Source organism: Mucilaginibacter sp. P4_A11 (genome assembly GCF_056402535.1).
This window is the reverse complement of sequence record NZ_JBFUHE010000001.1, coordinates 650,807-670,789: the sequence shown is the minus strand read 5'-3', so window position 1 is coordinate 670,789 and position 19,983 is coordinate 650,807. Positions and strand designations below refer to the sequence as shown.

General features: G+C 44.3%; 17 protein-coding genes and 1 pseudogene. 9 read left to right on the top strand and 9 right to left on the bottom strand.

What is annotated here, in order from left to right:
- Positions 1-101 precede the first annotated feature (101 nt).
- From ilvC to ilvA, 9 genes are all read left to right on the top strand, one after another.
- On the top strand, positions 102-1,160 hold the full coding sequence (gene ilvC / locus AC1DUD_RS03030; RefSeq protein ID WP_477371459.1) for a ketol-acid reductoisomerase: 1,059 nt from the start codon (positions 102-104) through the stop codon (positions 1,158-1,160).
- Between the two features lie 162 nt (positions 1,161-1,322).
- Complete coding sequence (leuC, locus tag AC1DUD_RS03025) at positions 1,323-2,750, top strand: 3-isopropylmalate dehydratase large subunit (protein ID WP_477371457.1); 1,428 nt, start codon at positions 1,323-1,325, stop codon at positions 2,748-2,750.
- A 44-nt stretch (positions 2,751-2,794) separates the two neighbouring features.
- Positions 2,795-3,181: a GxxExxY protein gene (locus AC1DUD_RS03020; RefSeq protein WP_477371455.1), complete on the top strand. Its 387-nt coding sequence runs from the start codon at positions 2,795-2,797 to the stop codon at positions 3,179-3,181.
- 91 nt (positions 3,182-3,272) lie between these two features.
- Positions 3,273-3,863: a 3-isopropylmalate dehydratase small subunit gene (gene leuD, locus AC1DUD_RS03015; RefSeq protein WP_477371453.1), complete on the top strand. Its 591-nt coding sequence runs from the start codon at positions 3,273-3,275 to the stop codon at positions 3,861-3,863.
- Between the two features lie 69 nt (positions 3,864-3,932).
- Positions 3,933-4,739 carry a methyltransferase domain-containing protein gene (locus AC1DUD_RS03010; protein WP_477371451.1) on the top strand — a complete coding sequence of 269 codons (807 nt, stop codon included), beginning with the start codon at positions 3,933-3,935 and terminating at the stop codon, positions 4,737-4,739.
- Between the two features lie 58 nt (positions 4,740-4,797).
- Positions 4,798-5,868 carry a 3-isopropylmalate dehydrogenase gene (gene leuB, locus AC1DUD_RS03005; protein ID WP_477371801.1) on the top strand — a complete coding sequence of 357 codons (1,071 nt, stop codon included), beginning with the start codon at positions 4,798-4,800 and terminating at the stop codon, positions 5,866-5,868.
- Positions 5,869-5,997: 129 nt separating this feature from the next.
- A complete protein-coding gene (locus AC1DUD_RS03000) occupies positions 5,998-6,753 on the top strand; it encodes a class I SAM-dependent methyltransferase (RefSeq protein WP_477371449.1) in 756 nt (251 codons plus the stop codon).
- 139 nt (positions 6,754-6,892) lie between these two features.
- Positions 6,893-8,059 (top strand): 2-isopropylmalate synthase, encoded by a 1,167-nt coding sequence (locus AC1DUD_RS02995; RefSeq protein ID WP_477371447.1) that lies wholly within the window; start codon positions 6,893-6,895, stop codon positions 8,057-8,059.
- A 2-nt stretch (positions 8,060-8,061) separates the two neighbouring features.
- Positions 8,062-9,312 (top strand): threonine ammonia-lyase IlvA, encoded by a 1,251-nt coding sequence (gene ilvA, locus AC1DUD_RS02990; protein WP_477371445.1) that lies wholly within the window; start codon positions 8,062-8,064, stop codon positions 9,310-9,312.
- Positions 9,313-9,492: 180 nt separating this feature from the next.
- On the opposite strand, the gene AC1DUD_RS02985 is transcribed toward ilvA, so the two are convergent.
- From AC1DUD_RS02985 to AC1DUD_RS02945, 9 genes and pseudogenes are all read right to left on the bottom strand, one after another.
- Positions 9,493-10,296, bottom strand: coding sequence for a hypothetical protein (locus tag AC1DUD_RS02985; protein ID WP_477371443.1), 804 nt, complete (start codon positions 10,294-10,296; stop codon positions 9,493-9,495).
- A complete protein-coding gene (locus AC1DUD_RS02980) occupies positions 10,280-11,326 on the bottom strand; it encodes a hypothetical protein (RefSeq protein ID WP_477371440.1) in 1,047 nt (348 codons plus the stop codon). The genes AC1DUD_RS02985 and AC1DUD_RS02980 overlap by 17 nt, the downstream gene beginning before the upstream one ends.
- A gap of 211 nt (positions 11,327-11,537) precedes the next feature.
- Positions 11,538-11,993 (bottom strand): annotated as a pseudogene (locus AC1DUD_RS02975) ((E)-4-hydroxy-3-methylbut-2-enyl-diphosphate synthase); the annotation flags it as partial.
- 159 nt (positions 11,994-12,152) lie between these two features.
- Positions 12,153-13,844 (bottom strand): glutamate formimidoyltransferase, encoded by a 1,692-nt coding sequence (gene ftcD / locus AC1DUD_RS02970; protein WP_477371438.1) that lies wholly within the window; start codon positions 13,842-13,844, stop codon positions 12,153-12,155.
- 52 nt (positions 13,845-13,896) lie between these two features.
- On the bottom strand, positions 13,897-15,123 hold the full coding sequence (hutI, locus tag AC1DUD_RS02965; protein ID WP_477371435.1) for an imidazolonepropionase: 1,227 nt from the start codon (positions 15,121-15,123) through the stop codon (positions 13,897-13,899).
- A 169-nt stretch (positions 15,124-15,292) separates the two neighbouring features.
- Positions 15,293-16,966 carry a urocanate hydratase gene (hutU, locus tag AC1DUD_RS02960; protein ID WP_477371432.1) on the bottom strand — a complete coding sequence of 558 codons (1,674 nt, stop codon included), beginning with the start codon at positions 16,964-16,966 and terminating at the stop codon, positions 15,293-15,295.
- Complete coding sequence (gene hutH, locus AC1DUD_RS02955; RefSeq protein WP_477371429.1) at positions 16,944-18,503, bottom strand: histidine ammonia-lyase; 1,560 nt, start codon at positions 18,501-18,503, stop codon at positions 16,944-16,946. The genes hutU and hutH overlap by 23 nt, the downstream gene beginning before the upstream one ends.
- On the bottom strand, positions 18,496-19,005 hold the full coding sequence (locus tag AC1DUD_RS02950; RefSeq protein WP_477371426.1) for a MarR family winged helix-turn-helix transcriptional regulator: 510 nt from the start codon (positions 19,003-19,005) through the stop codon (positions 18,496-18,498). Before AC1DUD_RS02950 ends, hutH begins: the two co-directional genes overlap by 8 nt.
- Positions 19,006-19,137: 132 nt before the next feature.
- Positions 19,138-19,965, bottom strand: a complete 828-nt coding sequence (locus AC1DUD_RS02945; RefSeq protein ID WP_477371423.1) for an OmpA/MotB family protein — start codon at positions 19,963-19,965, stop codon at positions 19,138-19,140.
- Positions 19,966-19,983: the final 18 nt, after the last annotated feature.

The window sequence follows — 19,983 nt, the reverse complement described above, 5'->3', positions numbered from 1 at the left end:
CCTCGCAATGACGGGAATAAAAGAACAGAAAGTTAAATTACTCATACAATAAAATCGGTGAAATCGCCATCAATCGGTGAGATCCCAAAAATCAAAAAACAATGGCAAAACTAAATTTCGGCGGAACTGAAGAAAACGTAGTAACCCGCGAAGAGTTCCCTTTATCAAAAGCTCAGGAAGTATTAAAAGACGAAGTTGTAGCGGTAATTGGCTATGGCGTACAAGGTCCTGGTCAGGCTCTGAACCAAAAGGACAATGGTATCAACGTAATTGTTGGTCAGCGTAAAGGCACCAAAACATGGGATAAAGCTGTAAGCGATGGCTTTGTACCGGGCGAAACCCTTTTTGAAATTGAAGAAGCTTTAGAAAAAGGAACTGTAATTTGCTACTTATTGAGCGATGCAGCCCAGATTGCAGTATGGCCAACTGTTAAGAAACATTTAACTCCAGGCAAAGCCCTTTATTTTTCACATGGCTTTGGTATCACTTTCAACGAGCAAACAGGCATAGTTCCTCCTGCTGATGTTGATGTATTTTTGGTTGCTCCTAAAGGTTCAGGTACTTCATTGCGCCGTATGTTCCTGCAAGGCCGTGGCTTAAACTCAAGCTACGCTATTTTCCAGGATGCTACAGGCAAAGCTTTTGAGCGCGTTATCGCTTTAGGTATTGCTGTAGGCAGCGGTTACCTGTTTGAAACTAACTTCAAAAAAGAAGTTTATAGCGACTTAACCGGCGAGCGTGGTACACTGATGGGTTGTATCCAGGGTATCTTTGCAGCACAGTACGAAGTATTGCGCAGCAACGGTCACTCTCCATCTGAAGCATTTAACGAAACTGTTGAAGAGTTAACTCAATCATTAATGCCACTTGTTGCAGAAAATGGTATGGATTGGATGTATGCAAATTGTTCAACTACTGCTCAACGCGGTGCGCTTGACTGGTGGAAAAAATTCCGTGACGCTACTAAACCGGTATTTGCCGAGCTTTATGACAGCGTTGCAACTGGTAAAGAATCACAACGTTCTATCGATTCAAACAGCCAGCCAGATTACCGTGAGAAACTGGATGCCGAACTTAAAGAATTACGCGAAAGCGAATTATGGCAGGCAGGCAAAACCGTACGCAGCTTACGCCCTGAAAACCAGGCTGTAGAAGCGTAATAAATTAGGTGAAAGCCGAAAGGTTAAAGGCGAAAGCCTTGAAATAAAAACTCACCAACACGTCATTGCGAGGCACGAAGCAATCCCCGCTTAGCAGATCCGATCTGTATAATTCGGGATTGCTTCGTTCCTCGCAATGACGTTACTAAAGAAAATAATACCATGGGACAAACATTATTTGATAAGATCTGGGATGCACACGTCGTCAGTAGCAATGAGGGCTTTCCGGATATTTTATACATCGATACACATTTCATTCACGAAGTAACCAGTCCGCAGGCATTTGATGGTTTGCGTACAAGAGGTTTACCTGTTTTCAGGCCAAAACAAACAGTGGCCACTGCCGATCACAACGTTCCAACCATTGATCAGCACCTCCCCATTAAAGAAGAACTTTCACGTTACCAGGTTGATATGCTCACTAAAAACTGTGCAGCATTCGGCATCGAGCTTTACGGCTTGGGGCATCCATACCAGGGTATCGTTCACGTTATAGGCCCCGAGCTGGGCATCACCCGTCCAGGTGGTACTTATGTTTGCGGCGACAGTCATACTTCAACCCACGGCGCTTTTGGTGCTATTGCCTTTGGTATAGGCACATCGCAGGTTGAGCAGGTACTGGCTACCCAATGTTTACTGCAATCGCGCCCTAAAAGGATGAAGATTGAAGTAAACGGTAAATTACAAAAAGGCGTTGGCGCAAAGGATATCATCCTTTACATCATTTCGCAGATCTCGGCTGCCGGTGGTACCGGTTATGCTGTTGAATATGCCGGCGATACCATCCGCTCACTGAGCATGGAAGGCCGCATGACCATCTGCAATATGAGCATCGAAATGGGTGCCCGTTGCGGACTGATAGCGCCCGACGAAACAACTATTGAATACGTAAAAGGCCGCGAGTTTGCCCCTAAAGGCGAAGACTGGGATAAGGCCGTAGCTTACTGGAAAACTTTATACTCTGATGCTGATGCATCTTTTGATGAAGTATTATCCTTTAAAGCCGAAGATATTGAGCCGATGATCACCTACGGAACAAATCCGGGTATGGGTATCGGTGTTACACAACACGTTCCTGAAACCGCTTCATTTGAAGCCAAAGAGCAGGGATCATACAAAAAAGCCCTCGACTACATGGGCCTGCATGATGATGAAACACTATTGGGCAAACCAATTGATTACGTATTCATCGGCAGTTGCACCAACTCGCGCATTGAAGACCTGCGCCAGGTAGCTGAGTTTGTAAGAGGCAAACACAAAGCCGATAATGTTACCGTATGGGTAGTTCCCGGCTCCAAACAAGTACAGCAACAAGCCATTGCCGAAGGACTGGACAAAATATTTGATGCCGCAGGCTTCCCGCTAAGAGAGCCAGGCTGCAGCGCATGCCTTGGCATGAATGAGGACAAGATTCCCGCAGGCAAATACTGCGTATCAACCTCAAACCGCAACTTTGAAGGAAGACAAGGGCCTAACTCACGTACATTCCTTGCCAGCCCGTTAACGGCTGCTGCAAGTGCTATTACTGGGGTGGTTACGGATATCAGGTCAATGTTGTCTGAATCAGAATTTGCAGAATTAGAGAATTAACAGAATATAAATAAAATAACACTGCAGATTCTAATTAATTATCAATGGAAAAAGACGAACTCACATATAAGATCATTGGATGCGCAATGAGAGTTCATAACACATTGGGGAACGGATTTCAGGAAGTGATATATCAACGGTGTTTGGCAATAGAACTTGAAAAAGCTGGAATAATCTTTATCAGGGAGTTGGAACATCCTATATTTTATGATGGAATCGAAGTTGGGAAAAGAAGAGCTGACTTTGTAGTTGAAGGTAAATTATCGGTAGAAATAAAGGCACTCATTAATTTAGAAGATGTGCATCTGGCACAAGCAAAAAATTATACCGTTGCTTACGATTTTCCAATTGGCTTGTTGATAAACTTTGGCAGTCAAAGCCTTCAGTACAAACTGATCTTTAATCCAAAATATAATATTAAACTAAATTAAATAACAATTGCCAGAGTTTAAGATTCTCGAATATCCTGTAAATCATCAAAGACATTCTGTAAATTCTTAAATTCTGTAAATTCTGATTCAGATGGCAACTAAAATATTTAAACACATTCAAACCAGCGTAGTGCCTTTGCCTATCGAAAACATCGATACGGATCAAATTATCCCTGCAAGGTTTTTGAAAGCCACTACCCGCGATGGTTTTGGTAATAACTTATTCCGCGACTGGCGTTTTGATGGCGACGATAATCCTAAACAGGATTTCGTGCTTAATAACCCAAACTACAGCGGTAAGATCCTGGTTGCGGGTAAAAATTTCGGTTGCGGCAGTAGTCGCGAGCATGCTGCCTGGGCCATTGCCGATTATGGCTTTGATGCCGTAGTAAGCAGCTTCTTCGCCGATATTTTTAAAGGCAACGCGCTAAACAACGGTCTGCTACCGGTACAGGTAAGCGAAGATTTCTTAAAGAAGATCTTCGATGCTGTTTATGCCGATGAACACGCTGTAGTAGAGATTGACCTGGTTGACCAGTTCATTAAAATTGTAGCAACCGGCGAACAGGAAAGCTTTGAGGTTAACCCCTACAAAAAAGCCTGCATGACCAACGGCTACGATGATATCGACTATATCCTGAGTAAAAAGGATGAAATAGGAGAATTTGAAGCTACAAGGTAAAAGCTGAAAGGTTAAAGGCGAAAGGTCAAAAACCCGAACAGACCAATGAACCATTGAACAAATGAACTAATGAACCCGTCAACAACAAATAAAGTAATTCAAAGAGAAGGTAAAGGTACCGCCAAGTTATTCGACGAACGGAGTTTAGCGAATGATTATGCAACCCTCGCCCCTCTGCTCAAACCGGGGCTGAAAGTGCTTGACGTTGGTTGTGGTACGGGCGCTATCTCTAAAGATATTGCCGCATTAGTTGGTGAAGCCGGTCATGTTACAGGTATAGATAACACGGAGTATTTTATCCAAAGCGGGAAGGAAACTTATGCTTCGGTTAAAAATATAGAGCTGATCTATATTGACCTCTTCAGTTTTGAGCCGGAAGAAAAGTACGACCTTATTGTATCGGCAAGGGTTTTGCAGTGGTTGAATAACCCGGTTGAGGCTTTGAAAAAAATGTATTCGCTGTTAAAACCTGGTGGTACAGTATCCATTTTGGATTATAACCACGAAGCTTTGGAATGGCAGCCGCAACCGCCCGCAAGTATGCAGCGTTTTTATGCAACCTTTTTAAGGTGGCGTGGGGATGCCGGCATGAACAATCACATTGCCGAAGACCTGCCCGAGTATTTGCAGGAAGCAGGTTTTACTGATATCGAAGTGTTTAATGCCGATGAGGTTTACCAAAAAGGCGAAGCAAACTTTGTTCATAAAGCCGGTATCTGGGCTAAAGTTGCCCAATCCAAGCAAATGGTTGAGGAAGACTATATTGACGATGAATCGCGCTTGCAGGCTATTGATGAATATACCGACTGGGTGGAAAATGACGCTGAGCAAATGGTGATGAAACTAAAAGAAGTACGCGGCGTAAAACCCGAATAAATAAAACATCTATAAAACAAAAACACCGCTGCCTATGGCAGCGATAAGGGTTATGGGAATTAAGAAACACATTTTAGTAATACCCGGCGACGGGATAGGCCCCGAGGTTACCACCTGGGGTAAAGCAGTTTTAGAAAAAATTGGTCAGGATTACGGCCATGAGTTTACGTTTGATGAAGCCCTGATGGGCCATGCAGGTATCGAGGCAACCGGCAATCCGCTGCCTGATGAAACGCTGGCTAAAGCTAAAGCAAGCGATGCTATCCTGTTTGGCGCTATCGGTCACATAAAATATGATAATGATCCGTCGGCTAAAGTTCGCCCGGAGCAGGGATTGTTAAAGATCCGTAAAGAGCTTGGCCTGTATGCCAACCTGCGCCCTATTATGTTGTTTGATGAACTTTTGGATGCATCAAGCCTTAAGCCCGAGATATTGAAAGGTACCGATATCCTTTTCTTCCGCGAGTTAACCGGTGACGTTTACTTCGGTGAGAAAAAACGCAGTGAAGACCGCAATACAGCGTCAGATCTCATGATCTATTCACGTTACGAAGTTGAGCGTATCGCTATCAAGGCTTACGAAGCAGCACGTGTACGCGGTAAAAGATTATGCTCTGTTGATAAAGCAAACGTACTTGAGGCTTCAAGGTTATGGCGCGAGGTGGTACAGGAAATTGCGAAACAATATCCTGATGTTGAAACCGAGCACATGTTTATTGACAATGCCGCTATGCAGTTGGTTAAAAACCCTAAAAAGTTTGATGTGGTATTAACCGCTAACCTTTTCGGCGATATCCTCACCGACGAAGCATCGCAGATTGCAGGGTCTATGGGTATGCTGGCTTCGGCCTCGATAGGTGACGGCACAGGATTTTTTGAGCCTATTCACGGTTCGGCGCATGATATTGCCGGGCAGGATAAAGCAAATCCGTTGGCCTCTATCCTATCTGTTGCCCTGATGCTTGAAATAAGCTTCGGTTTGAAAGAAGAAGCTAAAAAGATAACGGATGCCATTGATAAGACGCTTAAAGACGGCTACCGCACCGGTGACATAGCTGATGCCAATACCGACAAAGCAAAAATTTTAGGCACTACGGCCATGGGCCAAAAAGTGCTTGAATATTTGTAGATAGAGATTAGAGACCGGAGGTTAGAGATCAGGCAAGGAATCGGTGAAATCATCAATCAATCGGTGAAATCTCACAAATAACAATCTGTGAAATCACCCTAATCAGTGAAATCACAAAAAAGAAATAATATGAAATGGAACGCTGATTTATACGACCAAAAGCATGCCTTCGTATTTAAATATGGTGAGGACGTGCTGGAGTTTCTGGATGTGAAACCCGGTGAGCGCATCCTTGACCTGGGTTGCGGTACAGGCCATTTAACTAAACAAATACAGGATAAAGGCGCCATTGTAAAAGGTACCGATTATTCGCCCGAAATGATAGCCCAGGCTAAACAGCTTTACCCTGATGTTGATTTCGCGGTAGAGAACGCGGCTGATTTTCATACTGAAGAAAAGTATGATGCGGTATTTTCAAACGCAGCCCTGCATTGGGTACTTGATGCCAACGGCGCTATTCACAGCGTTGCCAACAGCCTTAAGAAAGGAGGCAGGTTTGTTGCCGAAATGGGCGGTCAAGGCAATGTTGAACGTTTGATTGAGGCCACCAAACTGGTGCTGCATAACCATGGTTATAATGAAAAAGCCGATACCAAAATATGGTATTTCCCATCAGTTGGCGAATATGCTACTAAACTGGAAGAACATGGTTTCAGGGTTACTTACGTTATTCACTATGATCGTAAAACGGCTTTGGAAGATGGCGACCAGGGTGTTGCCAAATGGATTACCATGTTTGGCGCACAATTTTTAGAAGGTATTCCAGAGGATGAGAAAGAGCAGATCCTGGCCGAGATCACCAGAAAGCTTGAACCTTTTTACAACGAAAACGGCCAATGGTATGCCGATTATAAAAGGTTAAGATTTGTTGCGATTAAAAAGTAGATATGAGACCTGAGATTTGAGATATGAGTTTTTTTTCTCTAACTTGAATACTCGCTTGTAAAAATAAAAAATAATATAACTGATGTCAGATAAGAGTTTCAAATCTCCTATCTGACATCTCAAATCAAAATAAAAAGATATGTTACACGATCCCAACCGCGTTTATGTTTTTGATACTACGCTCCGCGATGGCGAGCAGGTACCGGGTTGCCAGTTAACAACCCCCGAAAAGATTGAGATAGCTAAGGAACTGGAACTACTGGGCGTGGATATCATTGAAGCAGGTTTCCCGGTTTCAAGTCCGGGCGACTTCCAGAGCGTAGTTGAAATTTCAAAAGCTATAAAAGAGCCAACCGTTTGCGCGCTTACCCGTGCCAACAAAGGCGATATCGATGCAGCTGTAGCATCTCTGCAATATGCAAAACGTCCGCGCATCCATACGGGTATCGGCTCGTCTGACATGCACATCAAACATAAATTCAACAGCACCCGCGAAGAGATTTTGGAACGTGCCGTTGAAGCTGTTAAATACGCTAAAAAATCGGTTGAGGATATCGAATTTTATGCCGAAGATGCAGGCAGGGCCGACGTGGTTTATCTTGCACAAATGGTTGAGGCCGTTATTGCTGCCGGTGCTACCGTGGTAAACATTCCGGACACCAATGGTTACTGCTTACCAGATCAGTACGGTGCTAAGATTAAATTCCTGAAAGAGAACGTTAAAAATATTGATAAGGCTATCATCTCTGTTCATTGCCATAATGACCTTGGTTTGGCTACCGCCAATTCAATCGCAGGCTTACAGAACGGTGCCCGCCAGATTGAAGGTACCATTAACGGTATTGGCGAGCGCGCAGGTAACACTTCTATCGAAGAAGTGGTGATGATCCTGAAAACGCATCAAACCCTGGGTTTGCATACTCAAATCGACTCTAAAAAATTCTATGAATTGAGCCAGATGATCCGTACACAGATGCGGATGCCGGTGCAGCCTAATAAAGCCATTGTTGGTGCAAATGCATTTGCCCACAGCTCTGGCATTCACCAGGATGGATTTTTGAAGATGCGAGAAAACTATGAGATCATTCGTCCTGAAGATGTAGGCTTTCCGAGCGCCACAATAGTGCTAACCGCGCGTAGCGGCAGGCATGCTCTGAAGTTCCATCTGGAACGTTTAGGCTTTAGTTTAGATAAGGAAGAACTGGCCCAGGTATACAACAAATTTTTAACGCTTGCAGATGCCAAGCTTGATATAAACGACCAGGACCTGCACGGCTTAATGGCCCACAGGCTGGTAAAGAACTAAAAATGGAAACGGATACAAAAAGCCAGCTTAATTTTGAAGCGGCATACGAGCGGTTAAAAGACGTTGTGAAACGTACACCGCTTGAATACAACGCCGGTCTTTCGGCAAAATATGAGTGCGAGGTTTACTTAAAACGCGAAGATCTGCAGATCGTGCGCTCATACAAATTACGCGGCGCTTACAACATGATCAGTCAGTTAAATGACGATGAGTTGAGCCGCGGTGTGGTTTGCGCCAGTGCGGGCAACCACGCACAGGGTGTAGCTTTTTCATGTAACCGGAAAAATATTAAAGGCGTAATTTTCATGCCTGAAATAACCCCCAAACAAAAGGTAAAGCAAACCGCCATGTTTGGCAACGGCAACGTGGAAATCGTACTTACCGGCGATACCTTTGATGATTGCCTGGCCGAAGCGCTCATCTACACCGAAAAAAACAAGATGACTTTCATCCCTCCTTTTGATAACTATCGCATTATCGAAGGTCAGGGAACGGTAGGTGTTGAGATCCTGCAGGACTTACCGGATGTTGAGGCCATAATTATGCCTATCGGCGGCGGCGGCTTAGCAGCAGGTACCGGTACATATCTTAAAAATAATAACCCTAATGTGTACCTGATAGGTGTTGAGCCTGAAGGTGCGCCCTCAATGCTTGGCGCTATAAACCACGGCAAACCGGTTACTTTAGAAGAAATCGATCGTTTTGTTGATGGTGCAGCCGTTAAACGTGTTGGTGCTTTAACCTACGACATTTGCAAGGATATCCTTAACGATATGCTGCTGGTGCCCGAAGGTAAAGTTTGTACCACCATATTAAAGCTTTACAATGAAGATGCTATTGTTGTTGAACCTGCCGGCGCTTTATCAGTAGCTGCACTTGATGCCTGCAAAGAGCAGATCAAAGGCAAAAAGGTGGTATGCGTAATCAGCGGCGGTAATAATGATATTGCCCGTATGCAGGAGATCAAAGAGAAATCACTGCTGTACGAAGGCCTGAAACATTACTTCATTGTTCGTTTCCCGCAGCGTCCGGGTGCTTTGAAACTGTTTGTGAATAGCGTGTTAGGCCCTGGTGACGATATTACCCGTTTCGAGTTTATCAAAAAGAATGAAAAAGAAAACGGCCCGGCGCTGGTAGGCATCGAACTAAAAAATGCCGAGGACTATCCTGCCCTATTGCAACGCATGCATGCTCACCGTTTCAATGTTATTGAGCTGAATAAGGATCAAACTTTGTTTGAGTATTTGGTGTAATGCTATATGTGTATCTATAGAAAGATATAAAATAGTCCCCAGGTACCATTTGTATTAAAAGTCCCGAAATATCTTTTTGGGACTTTTAATTATGCTCTCCTTTGACCACTTTGAATAATGCTCATCAAGCATAAGAATCATAAATCTTTTTCAACGGTTTAAATACATTGCAATCTTTTACTAAGCCGAATTGTGTTTAATAAGTAGTGATTCAGCTGCTTGCATTCCTGTAGGTGAAATCGTTACAATGAGATCTTGCAAATTGTATTCAATCAGTTTTTCCTTATGCAATGGACCTAACATTTTACTTTTGAATACTGAAAAACTGCTATACTCTGACCATTCAAAAAGCTCCTTAATAGTTGCTTTATTACCAAGTTCATTATATAAAAGAATTAAAACCTTTTGGCTGTAAGACATACCATTTTTAATAATTCTCTTTTTGCCATCTACATTCCAAATTACTGGTATAATTTTGACGTTTAGGGAATCAACAATCAGTTGAGCTTCTGAGATATTTAAACTATGATAAATACGAATTAATTCACAAATAATCCAATCCGCGATCTTAATAATTGTGCCGATATCGATCGCATTTGCTTCTATATCACCTCCAACATGGCCAATGCCACGTTTGTTTCTTAACGTGTATAGTAATAACAAGGCTCTTGGGATAATGATTCTAACAGATTCATTTCCTTGACTTACAGGCGACTGTATTAATTTATTTATCTCGACAGGGAAGTTTGAAATATGCTTATTAAAAGGGGTAAACTTTGAAAATATTTCCTTTTCAAGAAATCTAAATAATGTCTCGCAAAATTTTCCAGAAGAAAGCCCGACTGCATCGTATTCATCACTAAAAAAAGACCTTACATATCTTTTTTTTAGTTCTATATATAAATCAATAATTTTGTCCCTAAACTCATCATCAATACCTTGAAGTGCCGCCTCCAACTTTGACTTATCAAATGAAATATTCATAAATTTTCGATTCGCCAGTACCCTTTACACGCTTTAACACTTTAGAATTAACTAATTTACCCATATGCCCCGATATATCAGACGTAATAAACGTAACTGCGTAATTATCTTTTAAATGTTGGGTAATTTCTGACAAAGTTCGATTTGTCTTAAAAAAACTCGGCTCCTCTTCTAAAAGCTTAAGAAGATACTCCTTAGGGCTTTTCGCCGATTTTTTAATTGGATCTCCACTGGCTTCAGTTGATGTTTTAGTTCGCCTCCTTCCTGACTTTGGCTTGCTAAAAGTAACAGAACCTTCTATGATTTCGGGATTAATTATTTCATAAAGAACACTTAGTGCTATAGGTAAACCATTCGTTGTTAAAAACACATATCCTCCTCCTTTCTGGCCAATTTCTTCGGATTTGTTTATCCAAGCCCTAAAAGAACTGGTGTTTAGCTTTGCTTTGTTAAGTAATTCCGTAACAAAAGATCTCTTTGTATCTTCTTGCTTTAATAAGAACTTAGCGGCCAAAAGAGTTAATAACGCTATTCTTATTTCTTTATCTAATTTGACTTGAGTTTTTAAATTAGCTGTTTGAAGTACGAGTTTATCATTATCAAGACGAAAGACTTTCAATAATGCTTCAGAAATTTCTTCCTCATCTGCATCTTCGACATCTGGATTGGCTATGCCACTTGAGCTTTCTGAATTTAACTTTAATTGTGAAACAGTTCCTAATTTTTTCTTAATCGGTGGAACTCCAATCATTCCACCAAAAGTTGCTACTAAGTCGCTGCCAACATTATCAGTAAAAGTAGCTTTAAATTTTTTTGAATCTCCTTTTTGCTCAAACTCAAGATGATTTAACGCCTGATCCTGATTAAGTGAAATAATCTTACTTCCACAAAACCCGCATCCTATAGCCTCTTTTAACAAAGAATTCCCGCAACTTTTGCATTTTATTTGGGTAATGCAAAATGGGCAAAAAGCTAAGCTTGTACTATCATCAAAGCTTTTTGAGCAATTAAAACATTGTATTTCCGACATTATGAAAGGTATAAGGTATTTAAACTCAAAACTTTATTGTCTTGAGTAATACGAATATACATTTATTTTAACATCATATTAAATACAGCACAATATTTCCCATTTGGCTTATAACATCATAGCAAATAAGCCCAAATTTGAAAAAAATAAACTATTTTCGGTGTTTAATTCTTTTCAGAAGAACTGTCTATATACACTTCTTAACTAATAGCTAATCCGCCATCACATCAATCCAATTATCATCGCCCTTGATGATATTAATCAATTCATCAAGCACATTGGCCGAACTAATGTTCTTCTTCACGGCTTCCTTACCGCGGTAAAGCGTGATTTTGTCAGTACTCGAGCCTACGCAACCATAATCGGCATCGGCCATTTCACCGGGACCATTTACGATACAGCCCATAATACCAATCTTCAAGCCTTTGAGGTGATTGGTGCGGCTACGGGTCATCTATGTGGTAACCATCAGATCGAACAGGGTACGCCCGCAGCTTGGGCAGGAAATATATTCAGTTTTAGATATCCATGAGCGGGTAGCCTGCAAAATACCAAACGCCGTAGAGGTAATAACTCCGGCAGGCAGTTCAGGCGCATCTATCCAGATACCATCGCCAAAACCATCAACCAATAAAGCGCCATGATCTGTTGAGGCGTAGAATTGGAGAAGTGTTTGTCCATGGTCCATGCCTTTTACGAAAAAGTCACAAGTCATCCGCCCTCCTGCAAACACACAAGACTTGCGCCATTTGTGAACAGACTTATTACTTCCCTGTAAGACTTACGAAGTTTTGAAAACTTCGTAAGTCTGTCTTCGTCGACTCCGCTACCCTAAACCTATCTTCCCGTTCACCATCTCAATGATCTCCGCTTCCAGCGCAATGGCTTTCCGTTCAATTTCATTGCCGCGGTAAATTATATCGATCACATAATCTTTATCCTTATAGCCTGAGGCGTTGATCTTTACATTCATGAACGCGCCTAATACCGCGGTACGGGCACAAAGGGCAGCCACACCGGCATCTGTTATGGAATTGGGGTTACCGGTCAGCGTCATCGCTTTAATTACCTCCATGCTATCCAAAGCAGCCTCCATTACTTTAAAAGGTATTTCAATAGCATAACGGGTAGCATCCTGAATAGCTTTATCACGGATCGCTTTTTCCTCACCGTTTGATTTTGGCAAGGAGAAAGCCTCCATGATCTGGTTAAAGGCTGTGGTATCCCGATCAACCAATGCCAGCAGTTCATTTTTAAATTGCTGGCCTTTTTGTGCCCAATCGCTAAATTCCTGCCAGCGGCTGTCCCATCCTTTTTTGTGCGAACTCAGGTTAGCCACCATGGTAGCCAGCGACGCGCCTAATGCACCAACAGCTGCCGAAATAGAACCGCCGCCCGGTGCGGGGCTTTCGCTGGCTGTTTCATCAGCCAGGTCGGTAAGGCTCATGCTGATGAGTTTACTGTCGGCTTTATCTTTCAGCAAATATTCTATAATCCGTTCGTCTGGTTTAAACGGAGAAAGCTCATCCAACCCCATCGATTTAATGGCGATCCTGATCAGTTCCTTTTCGCTTACGCCTACCGAGCGTTGCTGTTTCTCCAAGAAATACCTGCCCGCGTCAAGCATCGCTTTCAATGGGATCAATCCAACCAGCTCACTTCCTGTAACCCTGATGCCGCGGGTAGCGGCTTTATCACATACTTCATCAAATGCTTTATGAACCGGGGTAATGTTGATATTGGTTAGATTCATCGAGATCTGGGCAACGCCATATTCCTCAATAAACCAGCCAATAGCTTTTACTGCCTTTAATGAACCGGGAATGGTTTTGGCTTTGCCATGTTCGTCATAAACTATTTTACCGTTAACCGGATCGCCCTCACGCAGGGTGCGACCAGCCTCGCGCACATCAAAAGCAATAGAATTTGCCCTGCGAACGGAAGTGGTATTTAGGTTAACATTATAAGCCACCAGAAAATCCCTTGCACCAATCACGGTTGCCCCGCGTTTAACATCATTTTCCGCCGGACCGAAATCGGGTGCCCATTCCGGTTGCTTGATCTTCTTAAAAAAGCCTTCATATTCCCCCGCACGAATCACCGATAGGTTGCTCCTACTTTTGTTGGGTTGCGCAGCCTCATACAGATAAACCGGGATCTGCAATTCCTCTCCTACACGTTTGGCAAGTCGAGTTGCGTATTCGGCAGTTTCCTCCATCGTGATATTACTGATCGGTATCAGCGGGCAAACATCTGTAGCGCCCATCCTTGGATGTTCGCCTTTTTGTTTGCTCATATCAATCAATTCACCGGCTTTCTTAATAGCGAGGAATGCAGCTTCTATCACTTTCTCCGGTTCACCAACAAAGGTTACCACGGTACGGTTTGTGGCCTTGCCCGGATCAACATTAAGTAACCTTACTCCTTCAACAGACTCAACTTCATCTGTTATCTGTTTGATGATATCAAGGTTTACACCTTCGCTAAAATTGGGTACGCATTCTATTAATTTGGTCATTGGTTCATTAGTTCAATGGTTCATTGATAGCTAAGCAAATCATAAAACCTGCTTAATCGTTATTTTCAGACGTCCAAACCCGGACTGGTTTTAGTTTTCCTTGCTGATATAGTATCTCACGATAATCGTTACACGGATAAGCCTGCATATCGGCAAGTTTTCCTTTGGTTAAGATGCCGCGGTCGCTTAGTTTTAATGCTTGCGCTGCTCTAAAAGTTAAGCCTGCAAAAACCTCGGCTGTACTTAGTTTTTCAGCGGCGGCCATTACTGAAGCCTGCATTAGCAGATCACCCATCGGGGCTGAGCCAGGGTTCCAGTCGCTGGCTATGGCGAGACAAGCTCCGGCATCAAGCAGCTTCCGGGCGGGGGCATAGCCCATCCCCAAACCCAGCGAAGCACCTGGTAAAGTTACAGCAACGGTATCTGAATTGGCCAATAATTTTATCTCATAATCGCCGCTGGCTTCCAGGTGATCGGCCGAAGCTGCCCTTGCCTTAACTGCAACCTCAGTGCCACCGGTTGTAAACTGATCGGCATGAACGGTAGCTTCGAAACCCATTTGCCTGGCTTTACTTAAATAAAACAGGGCATCACTGGTATTAAATGCGCTTTGTTCGATAAAAATATCAACCCGGTTTGCCAAACCCTGCTGTTTTATTTTAGGTAAAAGATCGGTTAACAAATACTTCAGATACACGCTTTCAGCGCCATCAAAATCTTTTGGTTTGATGTGCGCTGCAAGGCAGGTGGGGACAATATGTGCATGCGTTTTATCAGCTGCCTGCTGAATAGCCTTAAGTTGTTTTAGCTCCTCTGTTACTGACAAACCGTAACCGCTTTTAACTTCAATAGTAGTTACTCCTTCCGATAAATGGCGCTTGATCCGTTGCAATAACAAGCGGCTTAGTTCGGTGTCAGTCGCTGCGCGGGTTTGTGTAACCGAATCCCAGATACCACCGCCCGATGCCGCAATTTCCAGGTAGCTTTTACCAGCATTGCGCATAGCGTAATCCTTAGCCCTGCTCCCGGCAAAACAGATATGCGTATGGCAATCGACAAAACCGGGCAGCAATACATGATCGCCGGTAATTTCTTCTATTTGTGCCGATGGATGGCTTTTGCGAAGCTGTTCAAAGTCGTCAACAGCTAATAAGACGCCGTCTTCAACCAGCACGCCACCATTGGCTATGATGTGCAATTGTTCATCCTCTAAGGCACCTTTGAGCGATAGCCCGGTTAAAGGCAATATCTGTGTAAACGGACCTATTAGTTTTTTCATTTTCATTTTTCCATCACGTCATTGCGAGGAACGATGCAATCCCCAATAAACAGGGAAACCACGCAAGTCTCTCTGTACAGTTTGGGATTGCTTCGTTCCTCGCAATGACGCTTTTATATTTTATGCTTTGCGTCTTCCCAGGGTCCTCTGCGAGGAACTGGTGAAAGCCTTAAGCTATCCTCAACCCAAACTTATCCGCCCACTCGGCAGCTTTATCATATCCCGCATCTGTATGCCTAAAAATACCCATCGCCGGGTCATTGTACAGCACCCTTTTCAGGCAGGTGGCTGCGCGATGGGTGCCATCGGCCAGTACAACCATGCCGGCGTGCTGGGAATAACCCATGCCTACCCCACCGCCATGATGGAACGAGATCCAGGTGGCGCCTCCTGATGCATTTGCCATCAGGTTGAGCAGCGGCCAGTCGGATACTGCGTCTGAACCGTCAAGCATAGCCTCTGTTTCCCGGTTGGGCGATGCTACCGAGCCGCAATCCAGATGGTCGCGACCGATCACTATGGGGCCTTTTACTTTGCCGGAGGCCACCAGTTCATTAAATATCAGTCCTGCCTTTTCACGTTCGCCCATGCCCAACCAGCAAATGCGGGCAGGCAATCCCTGGAATGCAATTTTCTCCCGTGCTTTTTTAAGCCAAGTGATTAGTGGTTTATTTTCCGGGAAGGCCTCAATCAGCGCCTGATCTGTAGTGTAAATATCTTCCGGGTCGCCGGATAGTGCTACCCATCTGAACGGCCCTTTCCCCTCACAAAACAGCGGCCGGATATAGGCCGGGGTAAAACCCGGGAAGTTAAATGCGTCGGCCTCGCCGCCTTGTCGGGCAAATTCGCGCAGATTGTTGCCATAGTCAAAGGTAATAGCCCCTTTGCTTTGCAGCTCCAACATCAAACTCACATGCCTTGCCATGCTTTTAAGCGAGCGCCGTTTATACTCCACCGCGTCATCTTTCCTTAAAACCGCAGCTTCATTTAATGATAAATCATTCGGGATATACCCATTCAAAGGATCATGTGCCGAAGTTTGATCGGTAAGCACATCAGGGATGATATCATCCTTCAACAGTTTTTCAAGCAGGTCACCTGCATCGCTTACCAAGCCTACCGAAAGCGTCTCCTTTTTAGCGATGGCTTCTTTGATCCAGGTGATGGCTTCATCATACGAAGCCGTCATCCGGTCGATATATTTCGTGTCAACCCGTTTTTGGATCCGGGACGTATCCACATCGGCACCTAAAAATACAGCACCTGCCATGGTTGCAGCCAAGGGCTGAGCACCACCCATACCACCTAAGCCTGCGCTTACAATGAGTTTGCCTGCCAAATCACTATTGAAATGTTGGTTACCACATTCCACAAAGGTTTCGTAGGTGCCCTGCAAAATGCCCTGTGTACCTATGTAGATCCAACTGCCTGCGGTCATCTGTCCGTACATCATCAGGCCCTTTTCGCGCAGCTCGTTAAAATGTTCCCAGTTGGCCCACGCGGGTACCAGGTTACTGTTGGCTATTAAAACCCTTGGCGCCTCGGGGTGGCTGCGGATGATCCCAACCGGCTTACCCGACTGGATCAGCAGCGAATGATACTCATCTAACTCAAGCAGCAGCTCAATAATTTTACGGAGCGCCTCCGGATTACGTGCCGCCTGGCCGATACCGCCGTAAACCACCAGCTCGTCGGGGTTTTCGGCTACCTGGCCGTCAAGGTTGTTAAGCAACATCCTGAGCGGAGCCTCGGTTTGCCAGCTTTTGGCATGAAGCTGCATGCCACGCGGTGCTTTATACACCGGGTGGTTGGCGTAGGTGTTAATAAATTCCGAACTCGTCATGACTTAAATCTATTTGGTGAGCAATAGCTGCTTCGCCTGCGGTTTGCAGCAATGAGCCATCTGTAATCAGTTTGTGGAGGCTGTTAATATCATCAGCAAAAACACGGTCATTTTGTATAAACGTTACATGCTGCCTTACCAGTTCATGGCAAGCTTCAATAACCGGGGTCGATCTTAACGGTCTGCGGAAATCCATAGCCTGGGCTGCGTAAAGCAACTCTATCGCCTGAATGTATTCAATATTATCTATCACCTGGTGCAGTTTGCGCCCGCTGATGGAGCCCATAGATACATGGTCTTCCTGGCCGAGCGAGGTGGGCACGCTATCGGCACTGGCAGGGAAGCACAGAGTTTTATTTTCGGTAACGAGGGCAGCAGTAGTATACTGCGGAATCATTAAGCCTGAGTTAAGTCCGGCATTATGTGTAAGCAGCTTAGGCAAGCCATAGCGGCCTTCGCTCATCAGGTAACAACGCCTGTCGGCTATATTGCCAATTTCGGCAGCGGCGGTAGTTGCATAATCAAGCGGTAAAGCCAGGGGCTGCCCGTGGAAATTGCCTCCGCTGATGGTATCATCGGCATTAAAAATAACAGGATTGTCGGTAACCGAATTAAGCTCAATTTCGGTAAGCTCTTTCAGGTGCAGCCATGCGTTGCGGGATGCACCATGTACCTGAGGCATGCAACGTAAGGAGTATGGGTCCTGCACCCTGTCGCAATTAACATGTGACGAATTAATTTCAGAGCCATCCAAGAGGGTGAACAAACGATGGGCTACCATACGCGTACCTTTAAATGGACGGATCTGGTGTAGCCGCTCGTCAAAGGGACGAATAGAACCCATCAACCCTTCTAATGACATGGCACCGATCAGATCGGCACGGTTCAAGGCGTCATCCAACCTTTGTACAGCTTTTATAGCGAATGAAAGAATGAATTGCGTACCATTAATCAATGCAAGGCCCTCTTTCGGGCCAAGCAATAGGGGTTGCAAACCATGCTTATTTAATAACTTCGAAGCAGGGCGTCGCTCCCCGTTCTCAAATACTTCACCTAAACCAATCAATGGTAAAAACAGGTGTGATAAGGGAGCCAGATCGCCTGAAGCGCCCACCGAACCTTTTTCGGGTACAACCGGGATAATGTCATTGTCAATATGCCAGATGATCCGCTCAAGCGTAGTAAGCGCTATGCCCGAATAACCTTGTGCCAAAGCCTGCACCTTGGTGATCATCATAAGCTTCGCTATTTCTTGCGGGATGGGTTTCCCGACACCTACGCTATGACTTTTAAGGATATTGCTTTGCAGCAAACTGGTATCTTCTTCCGAGATCCGCGTATCACACAACGGGCCAAAGCCGGTATTAATTCCATAAACCGGGTGGTGGCCATGTACAATCTTTTCTACCTCACGCCATGAGGATTGAATCATGTCGGCGGCTTCTTTGTTAATGATCCCTTTAGTTTTACCCACTGCTATATCAAGGCAAATACCTATGGTAAGATGGTCGGTGCCGTAATTAAATGTATTAGTCATTGCCGGCTGGTTTTAAATTGGTATTCAGTTTTTCAACGATATTATCGGCCAGTTTAGTTTGCCTGAAAACGTTTTCAAGCGCACTTATTGCCGGCAGTAATTGCTGGGCGGTTGCGTCTGCGGTTACAAGCTCAGCCATCGATAGGCTGATGGCATCCCAAACAGGCAGTACCTGCTTCAGCAACTCACGGCCTTCGGCAGTAAGCGTAACCAATTGCCGCCTGCCATCATCTGTACAGGTATCGGTACTTACCAGGCCTCGTTTTTTAAGGTTGGTGATCAGTTGACTTGCGGCAGGATGCGAAACCTCTATCTGCTCACTTAATTCTTTGATAGATAAAGCATCATTTTTCGACAGTAAATAAAATACGGGAAACCAGCTGGCATCAAAATCGATACCGGCGGTTTGATAAGCACGGTTAATTTCGGCCAGAAAGGCTTCGCTCAGCCGCCTTAAACGGCTGCCTAAAACCAGATGCCCCAGGCTTTGATATAAATTCATTATGCAATTTATATAAGTGCTTATATAATTGCAAATTTATTTTTTTTCTCGCTGAATTTTATTACCTGCTAACAGAAAGCAAAAACGTCTAAAACAAAAAACTCCCGGCGGTTTGCCGGGAGCTTTCATTTATTACTTAGTGATCAGGTTGTATAACTCATCGAGCTTAGGAGTAAGCACAATCTCTATTCGCCTGTTCTTTGCGCGGGCCTCATCGGTAGCGTTAGCATCTATCGGCTGAAACTCGCTCTTACCTGTTGCGGTAAGCCTATGCGGGTCAACACCTTCTGTTTCGGTCAGATAGCGGGTTACCGAGGTAGCGCGCAATACGCTCAAATCCCAGTTGTCTTTGATCTGACCAAGGTTCTTCACTTTCTTGTCATCAGTATGGCCTTCAACTGCCATATTGATATCCGGCTCCTTATTTAATACTGCGGCAAGCTGCTTTAATGCGGCTTTACCTTTGTCATCTATAATGATACTGCCCGATGGGAACAATAGCTTATCTGTTAATGACACATAAACCTTGCCATTTCTGATATCAACCGTTAAACCGCTTTGTTGAAAGCCTAATAATGCTTTCTGTAATTTATCTTTCAGGGCATTGGTGGCCTCGTCACGTTTCTTCAAAATATCTTCTACTTCCTTTAAACGGGCTTCGCGTTTTTTCAGATCGGCGGCCAATTTTGCGGTCTGGGCGGCTAATTCGTTAGCTTTTGATGATGTTGCATCCAGGTTACTGTTCAGCACATTGTTGTTATTGCGCAAATCGGCAAGCTGGCGGTGAAGGCGGGCGGTATCGGCTTGCAACTGCGCAAGCTGTCCTTCCAAATTTGTTGTACGGGTAGCTAATGAGTCGCGTTCTGCTACAAGGGTTTTGTATGCTTTTGGCGACATTACCTTGCATGAGTACATTGTTAAACATACAGCAGCGGCTAAAAAGGCATATCTAATTTTCATGATATATTGAGGGTTAAA